Genomic DNA, 19,631 nt, shown 5'->3' on the forward strand with positions numbered 1-19,631 from the left:
GTACGGAGGGGACGGCGCCGCACGGCGGCCGGCGGACCGGGCGCGGCGCCGTCCCGTGAGGGGTGGACGGATCAGATCGCGGGGACCTGGACCCAGAAGCGGGTGTCGTTGCCGAGGTTGGCGGAGTCCGCGTCGAGCTGAGCCTTGATCCAGTACACGGCGGCCTTGTACGCGGCGATGTCGGCCGTGTTCGGGCTGGAGAGGCCGGAGGCGCCGTTGCGGTGGCCCGCGAACCAGGTGTCCAGGCCGTAGTGGCCCTGACTCTGGTGCAGGCAGGAGACGTCCTGGCCGAGGCTGCTGTTGAGCGCGGCGCCGTTGTTGTACTGCCCGGCCCCCTGCCCGCCGAACTGGGCACAGGCGGACCGCAGCATCAGCCAGTTCTGCTTGAACATGCCGAAGTTGGCGGCGTCACCGCTCTTGTTGTCGCCGTAGGGGTAGGCGGTGTCCATCCGTTCGGTCTCCAGCATGGCCACCGCGAGGTCGAGGCTGCTGCCGCCCGCGTTCCGGACCTGCTGCTTGCGGCTGCCGAGGCCGCCGACGTTGTACGAGCCGCAGGTCGCCCCGGACGGGCAGGCCGAACTGCCGGAGCCGGAACCGGAGCCGGTGCGGACCACGCAGGACTGGTTGTTCTCCCAGCCCCAGCCGTCCCCGTCCGGGTCGCTCGCGCTCCCGTTGACGCAGTACGGGTAGCCGTTCGGCGCCGTCTCGGCGGCGGCGGTCGGGGCGAGCGCGAGGGCGAGCGCGGCGAGGATGCCGACGGCACTGCCGAGCAGCGATGCGGTGCGCCTCATGGGGTGTCCTCTCTCCTGTGTGCACGGGTGGTGGGGCTCCGGCCCGCGGCCGCCGCACGCGGCGGACGGCGGCGGGCCGGAGCACGTCGGAGTCAGAAGGTGCTGCAGACCTGGCCGTTGAGCCGAAAGTCCGCCGGTGCGCCGTTGGTGCCCGGGACGGAGGAGGCGCTGAACCCGAAGTTGACGCTCGCGCCCGGTGCGACGACCGTGTTGTAGCCGGAGGGGTTGGTGGCGACGACCTGCTTGCCGCTCTGCGTCCAGCCGGCGTTCCACATCTGGGCGATCCGCTGGTCGCCGGGGAAGGCGAAGGCCAGCTGCCAGCCGTCGACGGCAGTCGTGCCGGTGTTCTTCACCGTCACGTCGCCGTTGAAGCTGGTGCCCCAGTCCGAGAGGCCGTAGTGGACCGAGCACGGGCCGACCGCCGGAGAGCCGGCGGGACTGGGACTCGCGGAACCGGAGGGCGGGACCGAGGCCGACGCGGACGGCGACGGCGACGAGGAGGGCGTTGCGGACGGCACGGTCAGTCCGCTCTTGGCCGCCATCCGATCGGAGTGGGCACGGAAGACCGCGAGCTCGGCCGCCCCGGCCATGACGCCGAACTTCCCGTCGACGTTGTGGTCCTCGTACCACCAGAAGGCACTGCCGTCACCGCCGGCCGCCTCGAAGTCCGCGTAGATCGCACTCCACCAGGCGGAACGGTCGACGTTGTGCACGTTGAACTCGCCCATGAAGAAGGGCTTTCCGACCAGATCGTGCGAGTCGGAGATCCACGACCGGATCAGCGCCTTGGTCTGGTCGATCGTCAGATTCGCCCAGGACTCCGTCGGGTACGGGTGCGCCGAGGTGTAGTCGATGTACGGCGACTGCTGCACCTGCACGAACGGGTTGCCCTCGTCTCCACCGAAGCCGTACGAGGTGCCGTGTCCCTCGATACCGACGCCGACCATGTGGTTGGTGTCGATCCCCTTCACGAAGGCGCCCATCTCGTCGACCCAGGCGCGCAGCGTGGTGCCGAGGACGTTCTCGGCGGCGCTCTGCCCCTCGTAGCGGGGTTCGTTCATCAGGTCCCAGGCGAAGATCGTGGGATCGTCCTTGTACTTCACGCCGCTGTAGTGGTTGGTGCGGTTCAGGGCGTAACCGACGTAGTTCTTGTACGAGGTGGAGCAGCCGGGGCAGCGGCTCCGGTCGAAGAAGGCCGCGCGGCCGGGCTGGCCGCCGGACAGGCCCTCCCAGCGGAGCCTGGTGTCGATGCCGCCGTACGCCTCCCAGTAGTTCTCGAACACCGGGACCAGCCTGAGGTTGTGCGCCTTGGCGGAGACGAGGATGTAGTCGAAGAGCGCGAACTGCTGCTCGTCGTAGACGCCCTTGCTCGTCTCGAAGCCGTGCCAGCTCTCGTGGTTGAACATCCACAGCCGGACGACGTCCACCTTGTCGGCCTGCAGGTTCGCGAAGTGGGCGTCGATCCGGGCCTTGTCCATGAACTGGCTCTCGGTGTCCCCGGACGCGGCGCCGTAGGCGAACATGTCGTAGGTGTTGGTGCCGGCGAAGTAGTACTCCTTGCCGTTCAGGCAGAAGTGGATGCCGCAGCGGGTGGCGAAGGCCTCGGCCGCGCCGGTGCCGCCGTCGGCGGCGGAGGCGGTCGCCCTGAGGCCGGCGAGGCCGGCCAGGGCGAGGACGCCGGCGAGCAGCAGCGCCAGGGGCCGCAGGCGGCCGGCGCCGGGGTGGGGGTGATGGTGCACGCGCTTCCCTTTCGTCCCGGGGTGGGATGGGTGATGGGGCGTGGACCCGGCGGCGCGGCGCGCCCGGAGGACGCGGGAGCTGCCGGGGCGGTGCGGGCCGCACCGTACGGCGCGGGGGCGCCGGGGTGCGGACGGGGCGGCGGTGCGGACGGGTGTTGGGGCGTCCGTCCGCACCGCGTCAGGGGCCGCGCCGGGCGTGCCGCGGCCGGCCGCGAGGTGCCGGAACGGCTCGGTTCGGCACGGCACGGCCGTTCGACGGCACGGAGTGGGTGCGACGGCGCAGGGGCGGGGCGAGACGGTGCGGAGGGACCCGGGCTAGAGGTGGCCGCCCGCGGTCGCACCGTGCTGCACTTAACCGCTTAACTGAGAGCCACCGTATGGTCCGCATCACAGCCGTGTCAACAGCCGGTTAACCGGTTTCTGAACTTGGCCGAACATTCGGCCCGGGGCGGCAGACACCGCCGGTGCCGGCCGTAGTAGCTTGAGGGAGGTACAGCGGCTTCATCGGTTCAGAAGGGTCTCGTGGATCAGGTGTCCCAGCAGCAGAGTCCTCCGGCACGGCGACCCACCATCAGCGACATCGCCCGGATCGTCGGGGTGTCCAAGGTGTCGGTCTCCAACGCGCTGAACGGGCAGCCCGGCGTCTCCGAGGCGACCCGGCAGCGGATCGTCGCCGTCGCCGAGGAGATCGGCTTCGTCCGCAACAGCGCCGCCCGGGCGCTCAGCGGGGCGAAGGCCGCCGCGGTGGGCCTGGCGCTGTGCCGGCCGGCGCGCATGCTCGGCACCGAGCCCTTCTTCATGGAGCTCATCGGCGGGATCGAGAACGTGCTGTCGGACGCGTCCTATTCGCTGGCGCTCCAGGTCGTGTCTGACCACGAGCGCGGCCTCGAGGCCTACCGCCGCTGGTGGGGCGAACGGCACATCGACGGCGCGATCCTGGTCGACCTGCGCGAGGACGACGACCGGGTCCCCGCCCTGGAGCAGATGGGCCTGCCCACGGTGGTGATCGGCCACCCCTCCGGCTCCGGCTCGCTAACCCCCGTCTGGTCCGACGACGCCGCCGCCGTCCGGGAGACGGTGGAGTACCTGGCTGCCCTCGGCCACCGCCGGATCGGCCGGGTGGCGGGCCTGCCGGGCCTGGTGCACACCTCGATCCGCGACCGGGCCTTCGCCGAGGTCTGCACCGAGCTGGGCGTGGAGGCCGTGCCCACCGTGCACACCGACTACACCGGAGAGGACGGCGCCCGCGCGACCCGGCGCCTGCTGCTCTCCCCCGTGCGCCCCACGGCGGTGCTGTACGACAACGACATCACCGCGGTCGCCGGGCTCTCAGTCGCCCAGGAGATGGGCCTTCAGGTCCCCCGTGACCTGTCGATCGTCGCCTGGGACGACTCGCCGCTGGTCCAGGTGGTACGTCCGGCCCTCACCGCGCTCACCCGCGACATCCACGCCTACGGCGCGCATGCGGCGCGCACCCTGCTCGCACTGATCGCCGGGCAGTCGGACGGCGGGTACGAGGACCTCGCCCCGCGGCTCACCCCGCGCGGCAGCACGGCGGCACCGCCGGCCTGACCGGGGCCGGGGGCCGGTGGCCGGTGTCCGCCCGGCTCGGGCCGGCTCAGACCGGGCGGGGCGGCGGCGCGGTGGTGCCGCGCGGCACCAGGACGGGGGCCCCGAAGACCCGGGACGGCGCGTGCCCGCTGTCCAGCAGTTCGAGCAGGCAGCGGGCGACCTCGGCGCCGAAGGCGAACGGGTCGTGGCTGAGCGCGGAGAGCGCGGGCCAGGTGATCCGGCACAGGTCGGAGTCGTCCCATGCGACCAGGGACACGTCCGCCGGCACGCGGAGTCCCATCTCGGCGGCCACCGCGACACCGGCCACCGCCATGATGTCGTTGTCGTAGAGGATCGCCGTCGGCCGGTCGCCGGCAGCGAGCAGTGCCCGCGTCGCCCGGGCCCCGCCGTGCGCGGACAGGTCGGTGTGCACAGCGGGCGCACCCGCCAGGTCCAGCTCCGCCGCGGTGGCCTCGAAGGCCTGCGCCCGCTGGATGCTGCGGCCGAGCGAGGCGGGTCCGCGGACGTGGGCGATCCGGCGGTGGCCGAGGGCGGCCAGGTAGCGGACGGCCTCGGCCGTCGCCGCGGCATCGTCACCGGAGACCGCCGGGAAGGGCCCGCTGAACTCGGGCGGGGCCACCGCCACCACCGGCATGCCCAGGTGGTGCACCGCCTCGATCCGCGGATCGTCCGCCGAAACCCCGATCAGGACCGAGCCGTTGACCCGCCCGGACTGCCACCACTGGCGGTACAGCGCGACCTCCGCCTCCCGGGAGGCGGCGATGTGCAGCAGCAGGGAGCAGGACCGCTCGGTCAGCACGCTCTCGATGCCGCCGATCAGCGCCATGTGCACGGAGTCCAGGCCGGTGCCGACCGTGTCGCGCGCGATCGCCATCCCGATGGTGTGCACCTGCGCACCGCGGGCGAGCGAGCGGGCCGCGAGATTGGGCGACCACCCGAGCTCCTTCGCCGCCTCGACGATCCGGCTGCGGGTCTCCGCCGAGACACCGGGCCGGTCGTTGAGTGCGAGCGAGACCGCCCCCGCCGACACCCCGGCGCGGGCGGCGACGTCCCGGATCGTCACCCGGCGTCCCATGGTGCATCCCTCTCCGCCGACCCGATGGGCGGCCGCGGGCGCGGCTCGCACCGCCCATCCTGTCAGGTCGGCGGCTCCGATCGGGACACGGCGTCCGCCGCCGGGCGCCGAACCGGGACGGGTCGGGGCGACGGGTCAGTCGGAACCGCTCATCGCCCGGGCGTGCGCGGCGAACAGCCGGGCGGTGGTGACGGTCGGGTTGGCGGGGTCGTTGTTCCACATCACGCGGTGGCCGTCGTAGTCGGGGTAGAAGGAGCCGTCGTCGACGCGGGAGGTGAGCAGCCAGAACTGGTCGCCGGCGCCGCCGCCGCTTCGGACGGCATCGGTCCAGGCGGCGTAGGCGCGGTCACGGGCCGCGGTGTCGGGGATGTCGCGTCCGGCGTCGATCTGCAGCCCGAACTCCTCGACGACGACGGGCTTGCCGATGGCGCGGCCGTCCCGGAGGTGGTCCTCGATCCAGCGGGTGCCCCAGGCCGTGGCGTCGGTGCCCGGCTTGGAGCCGCTGGTCTCGCCCCAGTTCTGCGGGTAGACGTGGACGGTGCCGTAGTCGACGGCGGGCAGTGCGGTGAGCTTCCGCCAGTTTGCGCCCTCGTAGTCGGAGTACGGGTAGTCGGCGTGGCCGGCCTCGCCGTAGAAGCCCTCGTCCCCGACGGCCAGCAGTTGGCGGGGCGCGAGCTTCTTGACGTGCTCGCTCATCTCCGCGGCCCAGGCGAGCAGGGTGCGGCCGCTCTTGTCGCTGCGGCAGCGCGGCTCGTTGGCGAGCTCGAAGGCCATGATCGTCGGGTCCTCGCAGTAGCGCAGCCCGGTGTAGGGGTTGCGGTGCCGGACGAGGTGCTCGGCCCACGCGCGGTAGCAGGCCCGGATGCCGGGGTCGGTGTAGAAGCGGTCGTGGTGGGTGCCGTCCCCGTACGAGTCGTCGGGCAGGCCGAGGAACCACTGGACGTACTGCTGCATGCCGCCGTAGTCGGGCCAGTTGTTGACCAGCGGCAGGACGAGGCGCAGGCCGAGCTGTCCGGCCTTGTGGACGGCGTAGTCGAGGGAGTCGAGCGCGGTGTCGTTGTAGGCGTAGGGCTTGGACTGCAGCGGCCGGTACGAGTGGCCGGCGCCGTCGGCGAAGGCCCAGGCGCGGATGACGCCGAGGCCCATGGCGGCTGCGTCGTTCAGCACCGCGTCGATCATGTAGTGGGACTGCTGGTGCAGGTAGTAGCAGTTGGTGCCGGCGAAGCGGAACGGCTTTCCACCGAGGCGGAGTTCGCCGCGCCGGGCGGTGACGAAACCCCGGTCGGCGCGGCGGGCGGCGGTGTCGGCGGCTGCGGCGGGGGCGGCGAGGGCCGCCGCGGAGGTGGCGGCGAGGCCGGCGGCGGCCGCGGCGCCCAGCAGGGTGCGGCGGCTGGGGCGGGTGGTGCCGGACAGGGTCATGGTGGTCCTCGATGGGCGGGGCGCGGGCTGCGCCGGTCGGATCGGGGGTGGTGCCGGCAGTACGCGGTGGAGCGGAGGGTCAGGCGGGCACGCGGGCGCGGTAGAGCGTGGCGTGCCCGTCGAGCCGGACGGCGGTGGCGGCCGGGAGGTAGGCACTGCTGCCCCGGTGGAGAGCGAGCGCGGGGCCGTCCGGCTGGCCGAGGCGGGCGGTGCCGCCGGTGCAGAGCAGGATCTGCGGGCCGTGGTCGCGGAGGTCGGCGGTACCGGCGAGGTCGAGCCGCGAGAGGGCGAACTCGGCGGCGGGGGCCGGGTAGTGGGTCTCGCCGCGGGTGTCGCTGCGGGGTGACAGCACGTCCGGCTCGGTGGGCCGGAAGTCGACGACGGCGGCGAGCGCGTCGGTGTCGACGTGCTTGGGGGTCAGTCCGCAGCGCAGCACGTTGTCGGAGTTGGCCATGATCTCGACGCCGGTGCCGTGCAGGTAGGCGTGCGGGACGCGGGCGTCCAGGTGGATCGCCTGACCCGGCCGCAGGTGGACGTGGTTGAGCAGCAGGGCGGCGACCAGACCGGGGTCGCCGGGGTAGTCGCGGGCGGCGGCCGCGTAGGCGGCGTAGGTGCGGGTGTGCGGGCCGGGCTGCTCGGCGGCACGGGCCAGCGCGGTGGTGAGTTCGGCGGCGGCACCGGTGGCACGGGCCCGGCCGGGGCCGAGTGCCTCGGTGAGGACGGTGCGCAGCGCGGTGGCCGGCTCACCGGCACGCAGCAGGTCCAGCCAGGGTCGGAGTGCGGGGACGTGCAGCGGGGCGAGCAGTTCGGCGGTGGCGGCGGGGTGCCGGAAGCCGCACAGGGCGTCGAAGTCGTCGAGGGCGCACAGCAGTTCGGGCTTGTGGTGGCGGTCCCGGTAGAGCCGGTGCGGGGCGTCGAGCGGGATTCCGGCGGCCTCCTCGGCGGCGTACCCGGCCTCCGCCTGGGCGGCGGTGGGGTGGACCTGGACGGAGAGGGCGTGCTCGGCGGCGAGGACCTTCAGCAGGAAGGGGAGGCGGGCGCCGAAGCGGCCGGCGGTGGCGGCGCCGAGTTCGCGCCCGGGGTCGCGGGCGATGACGTCGGTCAGGTCTTCGGCGCCGGTGCCGCGGTGCAGCCGCGAGGGGGCCTGGGGGTGGGCGCCGAGCCAGAGTTCGGCCTGCGGCTGCCCGGTGGGCGGGGTGCCGAGGAGTGCGGGAACGGCGGTGGTGGAGCCCCAGGCGTAGGGGCGGATCCGGTTGGTGAGCAGGCCGGCGGCAGGGCGGTGCTCGGTCATGGGTGCTCCGATTCGGGTGGTCCGGTCCGCCCCCGCCGTTCCTGACCCTCAACAGGGGGGCGGGGGCGGACCGGGGTCTGGTGGCGGCGGCTCAGGCGGCGCGGGGCGGCGCGCTGCTGCCGCGCGGGACGAGGACGGGGGTCGGTGCGGGGCCCGGGGTGACGGGCCTGCGGTCGATCAGGTCGTAGAGGCTGCGGACGACCTGGGCTCCGAAGCCGTGCACGTCGTGGCTCATGGCGGAGAGCGGCGGGTGGGTGAGGCGGCACAGCTGGGAGTCGTCCCAGGCGATGAGGCTGAGGTCGCCGGGGATGTGCAGGCCGAGTTCGCGGGCGACGGCGGCGCCGGCGACGGCCATGATGTCGTTGTCGTAGATGATCGCGGTGGGCCGGTGCGCGGCGGATGCGAGCAGGTCGCGGGTGGCGCGGGCACCGGCCCGGCCGGAGAAGTCGGTGGGCAGGCTGCGGGCCGGTTCGAGTCCGAGGTCGGCGGCGGTCCTCTCCAGGGCGCGGGTGCGGATGGCGGTGTGGCCGAGGGCGGGATCACCGCCGACCCGGGCGATCCGGCGGTGGCCGAGCAGGGCGAGGTAGCGGACGGCCTCCTCGACGGCGGCGGCGTCGTCCGTCCAGACGGCGGCGGCGCGTCCGTCGGTGAGGCCGGGGTTGCCGGCGGCGACGGCGGGCATGCCGAGGCGGGCGAGGGCGGGGATCCGAGGGTCGTCCTCGGTGAGGTCGACGAGGACGCAGCCGGCGACACGGCGGTCCTTCCACCAGGCGCGGTGGACGGCGGTCTCCTGGTCGCGGTCGTGGACGAGCCGCAGCAGCAGCGAGCCGGACCGCTCGGCGATGACGCCGGCGATGCCGGAGATGAACTCCGTGTAGAAGGGTTCGAGGCCGAGTTGGCGGGCGGGCCGGGCGAGGACCAGGCCGACGGTGCCGTCGGCCGGGGTGGCGCGGGCGAGGCGGTGCGCTGCGGTGTGCGGGGTCCAGCCGAGTTCGACGGCGGCGGCACGGATCCGCTCGCGGGTCGGTGCGGAGAGCCCGGGCCGGTCGTTGAAGGCCAGTGAGACGGCGCCGGCGGAGACGCCGGCCCGGGCGGCGACGTCGCGGATGGTGATGCGCGGGCTCATCGCTCGTCGCTCCTGAATCCGGGGCGCGGCACCGCGGCACAGGTGCGGTGCCGCGCCGGTCACTTGGTCGATCCGGCGGCGAAGCCGCTGTAGATGAACCGTTGGAGGGCGAGGAACACCACCAGGGTGGGGAGGATGACGAGGACGGTGCCGGCGGAGATCGTCTCCCAGTGCGCTCCGAACGGCCCCTTGAAGCGGAAGAGCGACGTGGAGACGGTGCCGAGTTCGGAGTCCGGCATGTAGAGGAAGGGGATGTAGAAGTCGTTGTAGACGGTGATGCCCTTGATGATGACGACCGTGGCGATGGCCGGCTTCAGCATCGGCAGGATGATCCGCCGGTAGACGGTGAAGCTGTTGGCGCCGTCGAGCCGGGCGGCCTCGTCGAGGGAGACCGGGATCGAGCGGATGAACTGCAGGAACACGTAGATGGAGACGATGTCGGTGCCGAGGTAGAGCAGGATCGGCGCCCAGCGGGTGTTGAACGCGCCGAGGTCGTTGACGATCTGGAAGGTGGCGACCTGGGTGGTGACGCCGGGCACGAGCGTGGCCACCAGGAAGAGCCCCATGACGAGCTTCTTCAGCCGGAACTCGAACCGGTCGACGGCGTACGCCGTCATCGAGCCGATGAGCACCGTGCCGGCGGTCGACACCACGAGGATGACCGTGGTGTTGAGGAAGGCCTGGAGCATCCGGCCCTCGTCGAACGCCGTCAGGTAGTTCCCGAGGTTGAGCCAGTTGTCGGGCGGTGTCAGGGGGCCGGTGGTCTGGGCCTCCGTGCTGTCCTTCAGCGAGGTGAAGAGGATGACCACCATCGGCACGAGGACGATCGCACTGGCGATCACCAGCGAGAGGTACTTGGCGGTGATCCGGGGCGTCCGGCGGATCCGGCCGGTCCGGGGCGCAGCGGCGGTGTCGGGAGTGGTCACGAGAGTTCAACCCTCTCCTCCGGCACCAGGCGGCGCTGGATCCAGGTGACGAGCAGGATGACGGCGAGCAGGACGACGGCGCTCGCGGAGGCGAGGCCGACCTTGTCGAACCTGAAGGCGAGCTTGACGGTCTGGATGACGAAGGTCTCGCTGCCGTTGGCGCCGCCGGTCATGATGTACGGGATCTCGAAGACGGCGAGCGAGCCGGAGATCGCGAGGATCGCGCTGAGGCTGATGATCGGTTTGATGCTCGGGGCGATGATGTGCCGGAACTGCTGCCAGCGGTTGGCGCCGTCGAGGGCGGCCGCCTCGTAGAGGTGGCCGGGGATCGACTGGATCGCGCCGAGGAACAGCACCATGTTGAGGCCCGTGTAGCGCCAGACGGAGACGCCGGCGAGCGACTTGTTGACGAGGTCGGGGTCGCCGAGCCACATCTGCCTGCCGTGGTAGCCGAGCAGCTGCAGCACGGAGTCGAGGGTGCCGCCGGGCTGGAAGAAGTACAGGAAGACGAAGCCGATCGCGACGCCGTTCACCAGGTAGGGGAAGAACAGGATCCCCTTGAACAGGTTGCGGAACTTCGTGTTGAAGCTGAGCACGGTGGCGAAGTAGAGCGCGGCCGCGATCTGCACGAAGGACGCCGCGAGGTAGACACCGCTGACCAGGAAGACCTTGAACAGCTCGGGCCGGGTGAAGAGCTGGACGTAGTTGTCCGCGCCGACGTTCTCCTTGGTGGGGCTGAGGCCGTCCCAGTCGGTGAGGCTGTAGCCGAGCATGTCGACGATCGGCAGGTAGGTGAACGTCACCAGGAGAGCAAGCGGGACGAGCAGGTAGAGCCAGGGGGTGAACCACCGGCGCCTGCGGGCGGTTCGCCGGTGCAGCGCCGGCTTCGTCGGTGCAGCGGGCCCGGCCGGGGCGGCCGCGGCCGGCCCCTGCTTCCTGTCCTTCTGCAGTGCAGTCATCATCGTTCCTTCGTTGAGCACGACGCCCGGAGTGCGGCGCGGCGGAGCCCGCCGGCTGGGGAGGTGACGGGCGCTCGCCGCGCCGCCGGTCCGGGGTGGGTCAGCCGGCGACCGTCTTCTGGGCCTCGGACCACTTCTTGTTCAGGTCCGCGAAGTAGCTGTTCTTGTCGCCCTGGGCCGCGCCGCGGGCGATGTCGATCAGCTTCTGCCGGTAGTCCGGGGTGGTCAGGCCGATCTCGGACGCCTTGTCGATCTTGCTGATGGCGGCGGCGTTGTCCTGCTTCTGACCGAGGAGCAGGGTGACGCCCTTGTCCTCGAAGGGCTTCAGCACGGTCGGCATGGCGCTGCCCTTGACGGAGGAGACGGCCTGCTCGGCCGCGGCGCTGCCGGACTTGTCGATGTACCAGTCGATCCAGGCGCGGGCGGCCTCCTTGTTCTTGGAGTGCACGTTGACCGCGTACTTGTAGTCGGGCTGCAGGATCGTGCAGAGCTTTCCGCCGGTCGCCTGCGGGAACGGCAGGAAGCCGATGTCGTCCGGGTTCTGACCGGCCTTCTTGGCGGCCTCCTGCATCTGCGGGATCGCCCAGGAGCCCAGCACCATGCTGCCGACCTTGCCGGTGGCGAGCAGGTTCTTGGAGTTCTCCCAGTTGGTGGTGGTCGGGTCGTCCTCGCTGAGCTTCTCGTGGACGACGTCGTAGAGCAGCCCGTCGATGGCGTTGAGGTCCTGGCCGGCGGCCCACGGCTGGGCGGTCGTGGCCAGCGCGTCCTTGCCCGCCCGGTCGCAGTTCGGCGCACCGATGCTGTCGGTCCACTTCTGGATCGGCCAGGCGTCCTTGTAGTTGGTGTAGTACGGGGTCGCCCCGGTCTTCTCCTTGATCGCCTTCAGGTCGGCGATGAACTCCGCGGAGGTCTTCGGCCAGTCGGCGATGCCGGCCTTCTGCCAGAGCGCCTTGTTGTAGACGAAGCCGGTGGCGGTGCCGTAGTTGGGCAGGCCGTACACCTTGCCCTTGACGGTGGTGTACTCGGTCCAGTTGTACTTCTGCGACAGCTCGGAGGCGTCGCCGAGCGGGGCGAAGAAGTTGACGTACTGGTTGATCGACACGTTGTCCGGGATGAGCAGCACGTCACCGTAGTTCTCGGTGTTCATGCGGATCTTGGTCTCACCCTCGTAGTCGGTGAGGCCCTCGAACTTGACCTTGACGTTCGGGTAGAGCTTGGCGAACTCGGCGGCGTACTTGTCCAGCGAGCCGTCCTTGATCTGGTCCGTGCGGTTGGTCAGGACCGTGATCGCGCCCGAGACCTTGGCCGGGTCCGAACCCGCGGTGGCCGCGGAGGAGGAACTCCCGCCGCCCTCACTGCTACAGGCCGTGAGCACAACCATGGCCGCGGCCGCGGCGGCCACCCATCCTCTTCGCATCTTCGTCCGTCCTTCGCGCTGATCGTCCTGGTGGTCGAGGAGCAGCCGCCGGAGTCGACGCGGCGACCTGTCTCGGCTGCTGGCTGCTTAACGTAGACGTCACTTTCCGGCCTGTCCATAGACCGGTCAAGATTGATATTCAGGGCTTCTATTAACAGGCAGCACCTAATTTACTAAACGATTGCCTAACCGAATGACGATTCAGTCTCGTCCGAGGACCGTCGGGCGGCCGGCCTGGACATCGTTGTCATCGGCGCTCCAGAATCGAGCGGACCGACCCGGCGCAGCCCTGCCCGAGCGCCGGACGCTCCCCCGTCACACCCGCGGAGACGTCACGATGAGTTACAACAAGGCCCTCGCGGTCGACGACCGGCGCACCGTCGCCAAGCCCCTGCTGGCGGCACTGGACATCGGCGGGACCAAGATCGCCGGCGGCCTGGTCGACGCGGACGGCACCCTGCTGCACCACGTCCAGCTGCCCACTCCCGCCAGGGGCAGCGCCCGGGAGATGCGGGAAGCGGTGGAGTCGGTCCTCGACGCCCTCGCGGACCACCCCCTGTGGGCCTGCGTCCGCGCGGTGGGCATCGGCAGCGCCGGCCCCGTCGACACCCGGGCGGGCACCGTCAGCCCCGTCAACATCCCCTCCTGGCGGGCCTTCCCGCTCCATGCGGAGGTCACCGCGCACCGTGCGGTCGACGGTCTGCCGGTCGTCCTCGGCGGTGACGCCATCGCGATGACCGCGGCCGAGCACTGGCGCGGCGCAGCCCGCCCGTACCGCAACGCCCTGTGCCTGGTGGTCTCCACCGGCGTCGGAGCCGGACTCGTCCTCGACGGCCGCCTGCACACCGGCCCGAGCGGCAACGCCGGCCACCTCGGCCACATCAGCGTCGACTTCGCCGGGCGTCCGTGTCCCTGCGGCTCACGCGGCTGCCTGGAAGGCCTCGCCAGCGGCACCGCCATCTCCCGCACCGCCGTCGACAGCGGCTGGCAAGCGCCGGCCGGCGACACCTCGGCCGCCGCCGTCGCGACCGCCGCCCGGCTCGGCGATCCGCTCGCCCTCCGCGCCTACGACCGCGCGGCCCGCGCCCTCGCCGCCGGCATCGCCGCCACCGCCACCCTGGTCGAGATCGACGCCGCCGTCGTCGGCGGCGGCGTCTCCCAGGCCGGCGACATCCTCTTCGAACCGCTCCGCCGCCACCTCGCCGCGTACGCCACCCTCCCCTTCGCCGCCCACGTCGTTCTCGCCCCCGCCGCCCTCGGCACCGACGCCGGCCTGATCGGCGCCGCCGCACTCGCCCTCCCCGCCCTCGCCGCCGCCGTGCACTGATCAGGGCAAACCTCGACACGGGCGCGGGAACTGCGCGGTCCGGGACGGGCCACGGTGACGCAATCGGGCCGAGCCCTGGTTCGCACAGCGAGCCGCATCCTGGGCCGCGCAGTTCCCCGCGCCCCTGGTCGGTTCGGCCGGACCCGTCGCTGAGCCGCAGCGGGCTGCACGGTGCCGGGGGGTGGCACAGACTGAGGATGGATCCCGTCGTAGTGGGGCGGGCGGTCGGGCCGTACGGCACGGCCCTGGCGGGATTGGAGCAACCGTGCTTCTGGGACTCGCCACCGCGCTCGCGGCAGCCGTGTGCTTCGGCTTCGCCTGCGTGTTCCAGGCCCGCGGCGCGCGGGCCGCGCCGACCGCGGACCGGGTGCGGCCGGGTCTGCTCGTCCGGCTCGCCCGTTCGGGCCCGTTCCTGCTGGGCACCGGGCTCGATGTCGCCGGTTTCGCGCTGAGCATCGTCGCCCTGCGCACCATGCCCCTCTTCTTCGTGCAGGCGGTGACCAACGCCGGGCTCGCCGTCACGGCGGGCGCCGCCGTCTGGCTGCTGGGCGCCCGGCTGCACCGGAGCGACCTGGCCGGGATCGCGGCGGTCGTCGCGGGGCTGACGCTGCTGGCCTTCGCGTCCGGCCCGGACGGCCGCAACCACGCCGGTCCGGTCTTCCACGCGGCGCTGCTCGCCGCGACGATCGCGATGCTGCTGCTCACCGTCCTGCTGGCGCGGCGCCGGGGCACCGCGGCGGCGGCCGCGCTGGGTGTGCTGAGCGGTGTCGGTTTCGGCATCACCAGTCTGGCGGTGCGCGTGCTCGACGTGTCGGGCCCGGCCGCGGTGCTCGCGGATCCGGCGACGTACGCGCTGGTCCTCGGCGGGCTCGGCGGTTACCTGGCGTTCGCGCTGGCGCTGCAGCGCGGCAGTGTGACGGCGGCGACCGCCGCTGGCACGGTCGCGGAGACCTTCGGCCCGGCGCTGGTCGGGGTGCTCGCGCTCGGCGACCAGGCCCGGCCGGGGGCCGGCTGGGCCGCGCTGCTCGGCTTCACCGCCGCCGTCGGCGGCACCGTCGTCCTCGCCCGGTTCGGCGACGTCGAGGCGCCGCCCGACGCCCCGGGCCCACCGGCCACCGACCCGCCGACGACGGACGCACCGCCGACGGACCTGCCGGCCACCACCACCCTCCCCCGCACCGCAGACAGGTGACCCAGGTGAGCATCGACGACAGCACCGAGACCTTCTCCGCCCCGGCGGCGTCCGTCGACGGGCGTGCCGCCCGGCCGGTCCGGCCGGTCGCCCTGATCACCGGCGCGTCCTCCGGGATCGGCGCGGCCACGGCCGACCGGCTGCACGCCATGGGGTGGTCGCTGCTGCTCTCCGGGACCGACGCCGGCCGGCTGCACGCGGTCGCGGCGCGGACCGGCGGCCGGGTCCTGGCCGAGGACCTCAACGCCGCCGAGGGGCCCGGCCGGCTCGCCGAACGGGCCCTGGCCACGGCCGGCCGGGTGGACGCCCTGGTGGCCAGCGCCGGGATCGGCTGGCGCGGGCCGTTCTCCGCGATGCCGCCGGAGGTCCTCGCCGAGATGGTGACGGTCGACCTCGCCGCGCCGCTGCAGCTGTCCCGTGCCCTGCTGCCCGGCATGCTGGAACGCGGCCGCGGCCGGATCGTCCTGCTCGGGTCGATGGCCGGGCAGGTCGGCGTGGGCGGCGAGGCCGCGTACGCCGCGGTGAAGGGCGGGCTGTCGCTGTTCGCCGAGAGCCTCTGGTACGAGCTGCGGGGCACCGGGGTCGGGGTACGGATCATCCTGCCCGGCGCGGTCGACACCCCGTTCTTCGCCCGCCGCGGCACCCCGTTCCACCGCGCCCGGCCCCGCCCGCTGCCGCCGGAGTCCATCGCGGACTCCATCGCCCGCACCATCACCGGCAACCGCAGCCGGGTGTTCGCCCCGCACTGGCTGGCACTGCCGGCCCGGCTGCACGGCGCCGCCCCGGGCGTGTTCCGGCGGCTGGCGGACCGGTTCGCGTGAGGGGCCCGGCGCGCATCGCGGCCGCGGCCGGTGCCACGGCCGCCGGTGTCGGGGTGCTGCACCTGGCTCCCGCGGTGACCCGGCTGCCGGCGGTCGGCCGCGTCGCCACCCGGCGCACCGCCGGCCACGGCGCCGCCGGGCACGTCGCGCTGACCTTCGACGACGGACCCGACCCGGCGAGCACGCCGGACTTCCTGGCGGCGCTGGACGCGCTCGGGGTACGGGCGACCTTCTTCGTCCTCGGCAGCATGCTGGAGCGCTCCCCCGACCTCGGCCGCGAGCTCGTCCGGCGCGGCCACGAGGTCGGCGTGCACGGCTGGCACCACCGGCGTCCCCTCTACCCGCGGCCCGGCCGTGACCTCGCCGAACTGCGGGCCGCCGCCGCGGCCGTCACCGAGGTCTGCGGGGTCCGGCCCCGCTGGTACCGGCCGCCGTACGGGGTGCTGAGTTCGGGGCTCGCCGCCGCCGCGCACCGGCTGGGCCTGCGCACCGTGCTGTGGACGGCCTGCGGCCGGGACTGGACCGCCCACGCCTCCCCCGACTCGGTGTACCGCTCGCTCCGGCCCGGTCTGCGCGGCGGGGCGACGGTGCTGCTGCACGACTCGGACTGCACCTCCGCGCCGGGCTCCTGGCGGTCCGCGCTCGGCGCGCTGCCGGCCCTCGCCGACCGCTGCGCCGCCCTGGGCCTGGCCCTCGGTCCGCTGCGCGACCACGGGCTCGCCGCCTGAGCCGGGGCGGCCGGCGGTCAGGCCGCGGTCGCCAGGCCCACCCGGACGAGGGCGGCCTCGAAGGCGGTGCGCCAGGCGTCCGGGGTGGCGCTGGCCGAGGGGGCGGGGGCGGGGCGGCGGAGCGCGGCGATCGCGTTGCGGGCGATCTCGTCGGGGCGGGCGGAGGTGACGTCGGCGTGGCCGAGCTCCAGTTCGTGCTGGAGGTTGTCGCGGCCGTGGCCCTGCACGGTGTCGAGCAGCAGCAGGCGGCGGCCGAGGGCGCGGGCCTCGCTGCAGGTGTCGCCGGAGCTGGTGACGACCAGGTCGGCGGCGGCCATCAGGGCGGGGATGCGGTCCGTCCAGCCGAAGGCGTGCACCCGGGGCTGCCGTTCCTCGGCGGCGCGCAGGCGGCGTTCCAGCGAGGGGTTGCGGCCGGCCACGGCGAGGACGTGCGGCCCGGCGTCGGCGATCGCCGCGGCGGTGCGGGCGAGCGGGCCGAGCCCCCAGGAGCCGGACATCAGCAGCACGCACGGCGCGCCGTCCGGGACGCCGAGCCCGGCGCGCGCCTCGGCGCGGCCGGGCGGCCGGTAGAACGGCTTGCGCAGCGGCGGCGGCACCACGGCGGTCGGTGCGTCGGGGCGGTAGCGGCGGACGGCGCAGGCCGCGACCTCGGAGGTGACGAGGAAGAGGTCGGTGCCGTCCTGGACCCAGAGGCGGTGCGGGGTGACGTCGGTGCAGAACACGAAGTGCCGCATCCCGGGCCGTCCGGCGCGCAGGTCGTTGACGGCGGAGGTGGCGGTGGCGAAGACGGAGACCACCAGGTCGGGCCGGTGCCGGTCGAGGAGCAGCCGGACCTGGCGGGTGAGCCGGGTGCGGGCGGCGGAGTCGGCGAGCAGGGCGAGCCGGCTGCCGGGGCGCAGGGCGGCGAAGTGGAAGGCGTCGTAGAGGCCGGGCAGGTCGTGCATGCGGCGGAAGACGGCTTCGCCGGCTCGGCCGGCGGTGCTGCCGAGGAGTGCCATGGCGTCGACGGTGGTGGTGGTCCAGCCGCGGGCGCGCAGGGTGTCGGCGCACGCCTCGGCCATGACGTCGTGGCCCTGGCCGATCGATCCGGAGATCAGCAGTGCGGTGGGCACGGGCGGCTCCGGCCGGTTCAGCGGGCGGGCCGCGGCGGCGCGGGCGGGGCGGGCGGGTCGTCCTGGGCGCGGTGCCAGTCGACGTACCGGCTGACGCCGTCGGTGAAGCTGGTCTGCGGGGACCAGCCGAGAAGCCGCTTGGCGCGGGCGGCGGAGATCCGGCGAGGGGTGTAGTCGGCGGGCCGGGCCTCGATGTGCTCGATGGCGACGGGGCCGAGCAGGCGGTCGACGGTGTCGGCGATCTGCCGGATCGAGACGGCGGTGGGGCCCTCCAGGGCGAAGGTCTCGTCCTGGGCGTCCGGGGAGAGGGCGTGCACGTGGGCGTCGGCGAGGTCCTCGACGTAGACGAAGTTGCGGGTCTGGCGGCCGTCGCCGGCGATGGTGATGGGGTCGTGCCGCAGGGCGGCCTTGACGAAGCGGGCGACGACGAGTTCGTCGCGCATCCGCGGCCCGTAGGGGATGCCGTAGCGGAGGATGGTGAAGTGCCGGCCGTACAGCTCGCGGTAGCTGTGGACGAGCATCTCGGCGGCGAGCTTGCTGGCGACGTAGAGGTGGCCGCTGCGTTCGAGGTCGACGGGGACGTGTTCGTCGAGTTCGCCGCCGTCGGGTCCGGGTTCGGTCTGGGCGGCGCCGTAGACCCAGACGGTGCTGGCGAGGACGGTGCGGCTGAGTCCGGCGAGGCGGGCGGCCTCCAGGACGGTCGCGGTGCCGTCGATGTTGACCCGGACGGCGCGGACGGGGTCGGCGGCGACCTTCTCGACGTCGGCCATGGCCGCGAGGTGGAAGACCACCTCGGCGCCGTTGAGGGCGGCGGTCAGGGCGGGCAGGTCGAGGACGTCGACCCGGGCGTGCTCGGCGGCGGGGTTGAGGTACTGGTCGGTGGTGTCCAGGACGAGCACGTCGTGGCCGGCGGTGACGAGCCGGTCGACGACGTGGGAGCCGATGAATCCACAGCCCCCGGTGACGGCTACGCGCATGGTGCCTCCTCCTTCATCGGGCCAGTCGGCGGTGGACGGCCGTGACGGCTTCGATCACCCGGGCGGTCTCGTCCTCGGTCATGTCGGAGTGGACGGGCAGGCAGATCTGGCGGGCGCAGACGTCCTCGGCGACCGGCAGCGGCGGGCCCTGGTAGGGGCCGAAGACGGGCTGGCGGTGCAGCGGCAGGTCGTAGACCTCGCCGGCGAGGCGGACGCCGAAGCCGTCGTGGACCTCGCGCTTGAAGCGGGCCCGGTCCGTGCCGGGCGGCAGCAGGGCGATGTACTTGTAGATGTTGCTGCGGCAGCCGGGGGGTTCGGGCAGGGCGTCGAGGCCGGGGACTCCGGCCAGCGCGGCGTCGTAGTGGCGGGCGACCTCGCGGCGGGCCTCGACGAACTCCTTGAGGCGGCGCAGGTGGATCGTGCCGACGGCGGCGTTCAGCTCGCTGAGGCGCCAGGCGTAGCCCTGCCGGACGTGGTGGTTGGTGGTGAAGGAGCCCTTGCCCTGGTCGCGGTAGATCCGGGCCTCGTCGCGGACCTCGGAGGAGCCGGTGAGGATCATGCCGCCCTCGCCGCTGGTGACGACCTTGGTCGGGTAGAAGGAGAAGGCTCCGCCGAGTCCGAAGCCGCCGGCGGCGCGGCCGTCGTAGCTGCTGCCGTGGGCGTGGGCGGCGTCCTCGACCAGGGCGATGCCGCGGGCGTCGCACAGGGCGCGCAGGGCGTCCGCCTCCGGGGTGATCAGGCCGCCGATGTGGACGAGGACGACGGCCGCGGTGTCCGGGGTGAGGGCGGCCTCCAGCGTGGCGGGGCTGAGGGCGAGGGTGGCGGGGTCGACGTCGGCCATCACGGGGTTGCCGCCCGCGTGCAGGACGGCGGCGCCGGTGGCGTAGAAGGTGACGGCGGGGACGACGACGTCGCGGCCGCGGACACCGACGGTGCGCAGCAGCACCTCGAGGGCGGCGGTGCCGCTGGAGACGGCGACCGCGTGGGCGGCGCCGTGCTCGGCCGCGAAGGCCTCCTCGAACCGCTCCGTCCAGGGGCCGAGCGTCAGCGCGCCGGTGGCGAGGATCTCCTCGACCGCCTCGGCGACCGCCGCCCGGTCGGCCTCGTCGAACACGATGCGAGCCGCGGGTACCCCCACGTGACACCTCCAGCAGCCTGA

The 19,631-nt window shown here is 73.4% G+C and carries 17 protein-coding genes; 5 read left to right on the forward strand and 12 right to left on the reverse strand.

Annotated elements, in window-relative coordinates; genetic code table 11:
* Positions 1–71: 71 nt before the first annotated feature.
* Together AB0O09_RS24135 and AB0O09_RS24140 are read right to left on the reverse strand one after the other, a co-directional pair.
* The gene (locus tag AB0O09_RS24135; RefSeq protein WP_363544304.1) at positions 72–791 is read right to left on the reverse strand and encodes a carbohydrate-binding domain-containing protein; all 720 of its coding nucleotides are present in this window, start codon (positions 789–791) and stop codon (positions 72–74) included.
* 92 nt (positions 792–883) lie between these two features.
* The gene (locus AB0O09_RS24140; RefSeq protein ID WP_363544305.1) at positions 884–2,530 is read right to left on the reverse strand and encodes a cellulose binding domain-containing protein; all 1,647 of its coding nucleotides are present in this window, start codon (positions 2,528–2,530) and stop codon (positions 884–886) included.
* Positions 2,531–3,061: 531 nt separating this feature from the next.
* Here AB0O09_RS24140 and AB0O09_RS24145 point away from each other — a divergent pair.
* The gene (locus tag AB0O09_RS24145; protein WP_363544306.1) at positions 3,062–4,102 is read left to right on the forward strand and encodes a LacI family DNA-binding transcriptional regulator; all 1,041 of its coding nucleotides are present in this window, start codon (positions 3,062–3,064) and stop codon (positions 4,100–4,102) included.
* Positions 4,103–4,148: 46 nt separating this feature from the next.
* On the opposite strand, the gene AB0O09_RS24150 is transcribed toward AB0O09_RS24145, so the two are convergent.
* The 7 genes from AB0O09_RS24150 to AB0O09_RS24180 form a co-directional block, all read right to left on the reverse strand.
* Positions 4,149–5,177: a LacI family DNA-binding transcriptional regulator gene (locus AB0O09_RS24150; RefSeq protein ID WP_363544308.1), complete on the reverse strand. Its 1,029-nt coding sequence runs from the start codon at positions 5,175–5,177 to the stop codon at positions 4,149–4,151.
* Positions 5,178–5,312: 135 nt separating this feature from the next.
* The gene (locus tag AB0O09_RS24155; protein ID WP_363544309.1) at positions 5,313–6,596 is read right to left on the reverse strand and encodes a cellulase family glycosylhydrolase; all 1,284 of its coding nucleotides are present in this window, start codon (positions 6,594–6,596) and stop codon (positions 5,313–5,315) included.
* A 79-nt stretch (positions 6,597–6,675) separates the two neighbouring features.
* On the reverse strand, positions 6,676–7,887 hold the full coding sequence (gene manA / locus AB0O09_RS24160) for a mannose-6-phosphate isomerase, class I (protein ID WP_363544311.1): 1,212 nt from the start codon (positions 7,885–7,887) through the stop codon (positions 6,676–6,678).
* Between the two features lie 91 nt (positions 7,888–7,978).
* Complete coding sequence (locus AB0O09_RS24165) at positions 7,979–9,013, reverse strand: LacI family DNA-binding transcriptional regulator (protein ID WP_363544312.1); 1,035 nt, start codon at positions 9,011–9,013, stop codon at positions 7,979–7,981.
* 59 nt (positions 9,014–9,072) lie between these two features.
* Positions 9,073–9,897, reverse strand: coding sequence for a carbohydrate ABC transporter permease (locus AB0O09_RS24170; RefSeq protein ID WP_363544383.1), 825 nt, complete (start codon positions 9,895–9,897; stop codon positions 9,073–9,075).
* 38 nt (positions 9,898–9,935) lie between these two features.
* Complete coding sequence (locus tag AB0O09_RS24175; RefSeq protein ID WP_363544313.1) at positions 9,936–10,898, reverse strand: sugar ABC transporter permease; 963 nt, start codon at positions 10,896–10,898, stop codon at positions 9,936–9,938.
* Positions 10,899–10,998: 100 nt separating this feature from the next.
* Complete coding sequence (locus AB0O09_RS24180; protein WP_363544315.1) at positions 10,999–12,315, reverse strand: extracellular solute-binding protein; 1,317 nt, start codon at positions 12,313–12,315, stop codon at positions 10,999–11,001.
* A gap of 337 nt (positions 12,316–12,652) precedes the next feature.
* Between AB0O09_RS24180 and AB0O09_RS24185 the strand changes: the two genes are divergently transcribed.
* The 4 genes from AB0O09_RS24185 to AB0O09_RS24200 all read left to right on the forward strand — a co-directional run bounded on the left by AB0O09_RS24185 (position 12,653) and on the right by AB0O09_RS24200 (position 16,383).
* Complete coding sequence (locus tag AB0O09_RS24185; RefSeq protein WP_363544317.1) at positions 12,653–13,642, forward strand: ROK family protein; 990 nt, start codon at positions 12,653–12,655, stop codon at positions 13,640–13,642.
* Between the two features lie 265 nt (positions 13,643–13,907).
* A complete protein-coding gene (locus AB0O09_RS24190; protein ID WP_363544319.1) occupies positions 13,908–14,834 on the forward strand; it encodes a hypothetical protein in 927 nt (308 codons plus the stop codon).
* A gap of 5 nt (positions 14,835–14,839) precedes the next feature.
* Positions 14,840–15,655: an SDR family NAD(P)-dependent oxidoreductase gene (locus tag AB0O09_RS24195; RefSeq protein WP_363544321.1), complete on the forward strand. Its 816-nt coding sequence runs from the start codon at positions 14,840–14,842 to the stop codon at positions 15,653–15,655.
* A gap of 83 nt (positions 15,656–15,738) precedes the next feature.
* Positions 15,739–16,383, forward strand: a complete 645-nt coding sequence (locus tag AB0O09_RS24200; protein ID WP_363544385.1) for a polysaccharide deacetylase family protein — start codon at positions 15,739–15,741, stop codon at positions 16,381–16,383.
* Between the two features lie 17 nt (positions 16,384–16,400).
* Here AB0O09_RS24200 and AB0O09_RS24205 read toward each other — a convergent pair whose 3' ends face one another.
* From AB0O09_RS24205 to AB0O09_RS24215, 3 genes are read right to left on the reverse strand one after another with little or no spacing between them, the layout of a single operon-like run.
* Positions 16,401–17,495: a hypothetical protein gene (locus AB0O09_RS24205; RefSeq protein ID WP_363544323.1), complete on the reverse strand. Its 1,095-nt coding sequence runs from the start codon at positions 17,493–17,495 to the stop codon at positions 16,401–16,403.
* A gap of 17 nt (positions 17,496–17,512) precedes the next feature.
* Positions 17,513–18,472 carry an NAD-dependent epimerase/dehydratase family protein gene (locus tag AB0O09_RS24210; protein WP_363544325.1) on the reverse strand — a complete coding sequence of 320 codons (960 nt, stop codon included), beginning with the start codon at positions 18,470–18,472 and terminating at the stop codon, positions 17,513–17,515.
* A 13-nt stretch (positions 18,473–18,485) separates the two neighbouring features.
* The gene (locus AB0O09_RS24215; protein ID WP_363544326.1) at positions 18,486–19,610 is read right to left on the reverse strand and encodes a DegT/DnrJ/EryC1/StrS family aminotransferase; all 1,125 of its coding nucleotides are present in this window, start codon (positions 19,608–19,610) and stop codon (positions 18,486–18,488) included.
* Positions 19,611–19,631: the final 21 nt, after the last annotated feature.

The organism is Kitasatospora sp. NPDC093679, from assembly GCF_040683455.1.
GTDB classification, from domain to species: Bacteria; Actinomycetota; Actinomycetes; order Streptomycetales; family Streptomycetaceae; genus Kitasatospora; species Kitasatospora arboriphila.